At 44.7% G+C, this 5,962-nt stretch carries 4 protein-coding genes and 1 pseudogene; 2 read left to right on the top strand and 3 right to left on the bottom strand.

Going from position 1 to position 5,962, the window contains the following annotated elements:
* Nucleotides 1–403, bottom strand: a 403-nt coding sequence (locus tag HT737_RS29760) for a phosphoethanolamine transferase domain-containing protein (protein WP_182404606.1), incomplete at its 3' end; no start/stop codon positions are given.
* 1,152 nt (nucleotides 404–1,555) lie between these two features.
* Here HT737_RS29760 and HT737_RS29755 point away from each other — a divergent pair.
* Nucleotides 1,556–2,233 (top strand): heavy metal response regulator transcription factor, encoded by a 678-nt coding sequence (locus HT737_RS29755; RefSeq protein ID WP_182404605.1) that lies wholly within the window; start codon nucleotides 1,556–1,558, stop codon nucleotides 2,231–2,233.
* A gap of 596 nt (nucleotides 2,234–2,829) precedes the next feature.
* Here HT737_RS29755 and HT737_RS29750 read toward each other — a convergent pair.
* Nucleotides 2,830–4,269: a heavy metal sensor histidine kinase gene (locus HT737_RS29750; RefSeq protein ID WP_042561904.1), complete on the bottom strand. Its 1,440-nt coding sequence runs from the start codon at nucleotides 4,267–4,269 to the stop codon at nucleotides 2,830–2,832.
* A complete protein-coding gene (locus tag HT737_RS29745) occupies nucleotides 4,266–4,940 on the bottom strand; it encodes a heavy metal response regulator transcription factor (RefSeq protein ID WP_080896080.1) in 675 nt (224 codons plus the stop codon). Before HT737_RS29745 ends, HT737_RS29750 begins: the two co-directional genes overlap by 4 nt.
* Nucleotides 4,941–5,412: 472 nt before the next feature.
* Here HT737_RS29745 and HT737_RS29740 point away from each other — a divergent pair.
* Nucleotides 5,413–5,962 (top strand): annotated as a pseudogene (locus tag HT737_RS29740) (TolC family protein); the annotation flags it as partial.

Genomic DNA, 5,962 nt, shown 5'->3' with positions numbered 1-5,962 from the left:
CAAAACCCAGCATCCATCGCAGTAACTCCCAGTTCAGCAGGTCCGTGGTCTCAGAGATGTCTGTTTGAATAACATTCGTTAGCATGCTGTAGTCAATTACAATGCCGTAGCTATTCATAAAGTAACTCGCTGCTGCCGCAACCAACAGAACAATGGCTAGCACAGGCTTTATGAAGCGTCCCCAAGCCATCGCGCTGAGTAACACGTACAGCCACATCAACACGAACCAAGGCAGGCTAAGCACAAATAAGATGCTTCCGTCTTGTAGGCCTCCCACGCTTTTCCAAACAACTCGCCAAAATGGCCAGTTACTGAACAACAGAAGCCAAGTTGAAACTGCAATAATTAATTGATTGCTACTGAGTATAATTTTCGTACTCAGAATTGGTATTTTTTTATTCATGGGTATCTCGGAATATCTCGACATGATCGTGCGCGCAAACTGTCACTGGACTGCCGCTACGTTTTAGGGAAGAAAAAATCAGCAACAGAGCGATGTAATTCATGGATGCACCAGTGACCCTCAACGCTTTCCTCGGTTGGTTGAAGCTCCACGATTAGCCAAACCGCCAAAACGCCAAAACCGATGAGGATTTTTTTCATGAGATGCCCCCCAAGTAAGTGTTGTACTGATAGATCCGCTCGACTTGACTTAAAAAACAATTTTTTTTGGAGCGAAATGATGGTGGTTGGGTCGCGGGGGTATGGTTTTCTTGCTGACGTTGCGCATCTGTCTTAGTATCGAAGGCATAGGTGATGAAATTGTTTAGATCACTATTCTGATAGGCGCGACTAGTTGTCTAAAAAGGAATTCTAGTTGCGGATGAGAGACCAAAGCGGTCTTGATGCGCTTACCAAGTTCACCACTTTCGAATGCCGATAATCCTCATTGCGCGAAACATCGCCGTACTCGCATAACGCACACTCCTCGGAGTCAGGCGACGCCTTGCAGTTGATTTCAAATATTCGTTGAAAGCTTTGGCAGCCGTTTTTAGTACGGCATCGGGGTTCAAACTCTGTTAAAGCCTGGCTGCGCTATTCTGTATTTCCCGCTCGGCGTCTGCGAGTCTTGGCTCATTTGATAATACGGGTTGGTGACTGTTCCTCGTCTTACATTGGCTGGCTCATGCGCGGTCGTCATCAATGATTCCCGAGGCAGGGAATCAGCCGACCACAACATTTTTCTAATGCGAGATGGCATCACAAAATTTTCGCCCCCAAGGCGCGCCGTTTTCATCGTTTAACAGTAGGGACATCTGCAGCGTCTAGAGTGTTTAGATATATTGCATGCTCAATGTACTGCATAAGAGTTATCGCGAGGGTGACTGAAGAATTACAAATTTGTAATAAGACCATCTATCGTCATCAAGTAGTCTAAAATCTATTTGCCGTATGGTCGTGTGTCTCAATTCACTCATTTAACAGAAACTGAAAAAATGCGCGATATTCTGTAATGGCTTAACTCATCCAGTTGAGATGCTAAAGTGAACCGGTGAGTAAAGTTGCCTAAATGAGTGTGGTGGTATTTTCAATTAGTATCGAGACTTTATAATAAATGCGTATCTTGATAATAGAAGACGATCCGAAAACCGCTCATTATTTGCGCCAGGGTCTGACTGAAAGCGGCTTTATCGTTGATTGCATACAAAACGGAATCGATGGCATAAACTTAGTCTCCCAACAGGCTTATGACCTTGTAGTACTAGACGTAAACCCCCCGCAAAGTGACGACTGGGATCTACTTGTAAGTATTCGCGAGGTAATTATTACCCCGATCATGATGCTTACCGAGAAAGGTAGTGTTGAGGATAAAGTCTTGGGTTTTGATCTAGGCGCTGACGATTACATGGTCAAACCAATTGAGTTTCCTGAGTTGTTAGCTAGAGTCCGTACTATAATGCGTCGAACTGGGTCGTCGGCATCGCTAAATGTGCTTCGCGTTGGCGATTTGGAGCTCGATCTGGGTAGGCACAGGACCTTTCGCGCTAACCAGCGAATTGACCTGACTAACAAGGAGTTCGCCTTGCTACACTTTTTGATGTGTCAATCAGGCACGACGCTATCGCGCACGCAGATTAAGTCTTCTGTCTGGGGTCTGAGTAGTGATTGCGACACGAACGTTGTTCAAGTAGCAATGAGGAGGCTTCGAGCTAAAATTGATGATCCTTTTGACGACAAGCTTATCCATACATTGCGAGGTGCTGGATATGTCCTTGAGTCGCGTGCCCATTAACCCCGTTTAGCCATTCTTATTTTGATATTGTGCGAAATAATTGGATTGCACTAAATTAAACGCGCTGAAAATATTGATTATAGAAAGGCAGTTATGTAATCTCTAAAATTGTCTCAGGAAGCGGAATGGTTCTGCAGTAGGGATTTAATTTTGCACCAAGCGCTTAAGATAACGTTAAAATCTAGATTGCACGAAAGTCTATACGATTTGCAGTTTAGAATAAACATGCTGAATTTAGCTTAATTCCGAAGTAGGGGGTTGCGACGCTATATCTGCAAGACCACACACTCTCGAGTGATTATCCATGAAGGCATGATCAACCTGCGTAATAGGTGGGTATCACAAAGATCGGTACCAATAGATGTTCACGTTGGATTGCTCTTGGGCACTAGTAATGTATCTTGACGAAGGTTATATTTTGCACAGGGCTATTAAATCTTCACTATCCATTGGTGAGTCATCGGTTTCATCTCTGGCTGAGCAAAAAGAGTAATGTTGTCTTTGGGTTTTTAAGCATCGATCCCCACTTATATATTACCTAGTGATCTGACTCGTGCAGCCAAGCTGTTTTATATTGCTTTTGATTAAATTAAATCCTAACTAAAAACCTCCCCCGGTCTTTGAGAGTTTAAGTTACTAGTTGAAATGTTCTTCGGGAATGTAATTCTGAAGGTTGTCGGATGCCCTGGTATACTAAAGACATCTGCTGTTCCATGATGGAGGCTCATGATAGATCGGACAATAGCCAATCCTAATCCAGTGCCACCTTCAGCTCGTGAGCGACTATTATCCACTCGATAGAAACGATCGAAGATATTAAGCAAGTGATGGCGTTCAATTCCCACTCCGGGATTGCTTATTGAAAGGGAGACTTCTTCGGTTCGCGTTTCAATGGAAATAACAACCGACTCTTCTATCGGGCAGTGACGAATGGCGTTTGATAAAAGATTCGAAATGGCGCGCTGAATCATGAGTCGATCGCCTGAAACTTTACCCTGACCACTGACGGTTATGCCGACGCACTTTTCTTCAGCCGAAAGAGAAAAAAGATCAATTACTTTTAAAGCTTCGTCTTCCAGCAAAATGTTTTCGAATGGTACAAGTGCGGCTGGGTGACTTACTTGGGCTAAAAAAAGCATATCAGATATAATTCTAGTGACTCGCCCCAACTCTTCGGTGCAAGACTCTAGTACAGACTTATACTCCTTTACTGAGCGATCACGAGAAAGAGTTACCTGTGCTTTCCCCATAAGGTTCGTAATCGGTGACCGCAACTCATGCGCCAAATCATCTGAAAACTGAGTGAGTTGTTGGACTCCGCTATCAAGTCGGTGAAGCATGAAATTTATGCCATGAGCTAGCTCACTGATCTCTTGGGGCATATTGACAACGGAGAGTCGGTGACTGAGATCTTGGGTTGATACCATTCCCGCAACTTCACAGAATTCCCGGAGTGGGGACAATCCGCGTTGCACTATCGCCCAAGCACTGATACCAATAAGGATCAACAACAGCGGAACCGCTACGATGGTTGAACTCAAATAAGAGCTTAACAGTGATTCATCATTCGAGCGGTCCATAGTCAGCAAGACTGATACGAATTCACCATCTTTTAGCCTCATGAGTTTCGCTGCTGTGAGGATGTGATTTTCGCTTTCCTGTGCCGAGGAGTAGTAAGAAATCTTAGTGCTATCGGTTGCTCCGATTTTGCTCCTAGAAACTACGGTTATATCTGCTCCAAAACTCAGGACAGGGACACTCAGATTTTCATCATCAAAAATAGTGAGATTAAGATTGTCATGCCCTAGCACTTGATCTAATAGTGCGTGTGGCTTTAGGCTCATGTTGCTAGTACTGATATCCATCAGTAAACTGTGCTCAATTTGATTCATTTTCTTTTCTAAGCTGTTTTTTGCACGCAAATCAAGCTCGTGGGTAAGCGCTAAATAGGCCAGAATCGCTAAAGAAACTACTAGTACTGCTCCCATTATACTTACTGTCAAACCCAATCGCATTGACAGGCTGACTTGCTTCATTTTCTCTCCTCCAGTACATAACCTACGCCGCGGAGCGTATGGATTAATTTAGTTTCAAATGGGTCATCTATTTTAGCTCTGAGCCTACGTATCGAAACTTCGACAACATTGGTGTCGCAATCAAAATTCATGTCCCAAACCAATGAAATGATCTGAGTACGAGATAACACCTCTCCAGATTGACGCATTAATAGATGGAGCAGTGCGAATTCTTTCGTCGTCAAATCTATGCGTTGTTTTCCGCGAAATGCGCGATGCCTTCCTTGATCAAGTTCAAGATCAGCAACTTTTAACACTTCTTGAATTGGTATGTGTTCGCTACGACGCATTAGAGTGCGTACTCTTGCCAGCAACTCTGGAAATTCAAATGGCTTGACAAGATAGTCATCAGCCCCCAGATCCAATCCTCTAATTTTATCTTCTAAGCGTCCTCTTGCAGTAAGCATCATTACCCTAGTACTGCTAGACCGCCGAATATTTTCAAGAACGTCCCATCCGTGCATTTCAGGAAGATTTACGTCAAGTAATACCAGATCATAAGCTTGCTGCCGTGCCAGATGGAGTCCATCAGCTCCTGTCGATGCGCAATCTACAATATAGCCACTTTCAGTTAGACCCTGATGTAAGTATTCAGCAGTCTTTGGCTCGTCCTCTATCACAAGAATACGCATAGGAATTAACCCTTCTTAAAGTGGTTCGTAATGGCTCTTTTCGTAGAATCTGTTTAAAGTTAACCATCTGTTTAAACGTTGGATTCTGGTTGCATTTTTAATTTTCTGGGATCATAGAGTTTAAAACTAACAAGGTTTCGTGCGACCCTCGTCACCCTGTAGTACAAGAGCCGCCTCCCGTTTTTGTCTAGGGATGTCGCTTGGTGCGAGCACTTATTGCCCTAATCCTAATGCATTAAGTGAGGCTTATTCGTTAGATAACGTATTTGTAATTCTTCAGTCACCTTGTTGATAGGTGTACGGAATTATATTTGCCTCATGGGAAATTCTTTTTGTATAAAGGTTTTGGGGAATGATGGAATTACTTCGGTTTAGAAAGTTTATTGCTCACCCAATCACGCATAAAACCATGCTACAAGCAGGTCTTATTTCGATCCTTGCTCTTTTTGAATGCTCCTTTTGTTAGCCGCAAAACGCTCAAATGCTCACAATGGATCAAGCGCTTGAAACTGCATTTTCCAACAACCCAGACCTAGCGGCCGCTCAATGGGAGACAGGTATTGCTCAGGGAGAGCGACAGCAGGCTGGATTGATTCCAAACCCTGAGGTTTCCTGGGAGGCTGAAGATACTCGGCGAAACTCGCGCACCACGACGGTAATGATCAGCCAGCCGATAGAGCTTGGCGGTAAGCGTGGAGCTAGGATTGAAGTGGCCAATAGAGCTCAGGACGCAGCGGGGATTGAGTTGGAGCGCAAGCGTAACGTTCTGCGTGCCGATGTCATTCAGGCTTTTTTATAGTTCCTCAACGGCTCAGCAAAGACTGCTGCTGTCACGTCAATCACTTGAGCTCGCCGAGCGCGGTTTGCGTGCAGCGCAAGGTCGCATCAAGAGTGGCAAATCCTCACCCGTTGAAGGTACGCGCGCAGAGGTTCAGCTATCAGAAGTGCGCCTAGAGTTGAGGCGGGCTGAGCGGGATGAGGCCAGTGCCTACCAGAGACTCGCTCAGGTCATGGGGGGCGCC

The organism is Pseudomonas sp. MD195_PC81_125, assembly GCF_014060985.1.
GTDB classification, from domain to species: Bacteria; Pseudomonadota; Gammaproteobacteria; order Pseudomonadales; family Pseudomonadaceae; genus Aquipseudomonas; species Aquipseudomonas parakoreensis.
This window is presented reverse-complemented; position numbering and strand designations above follow the sequence as displayed.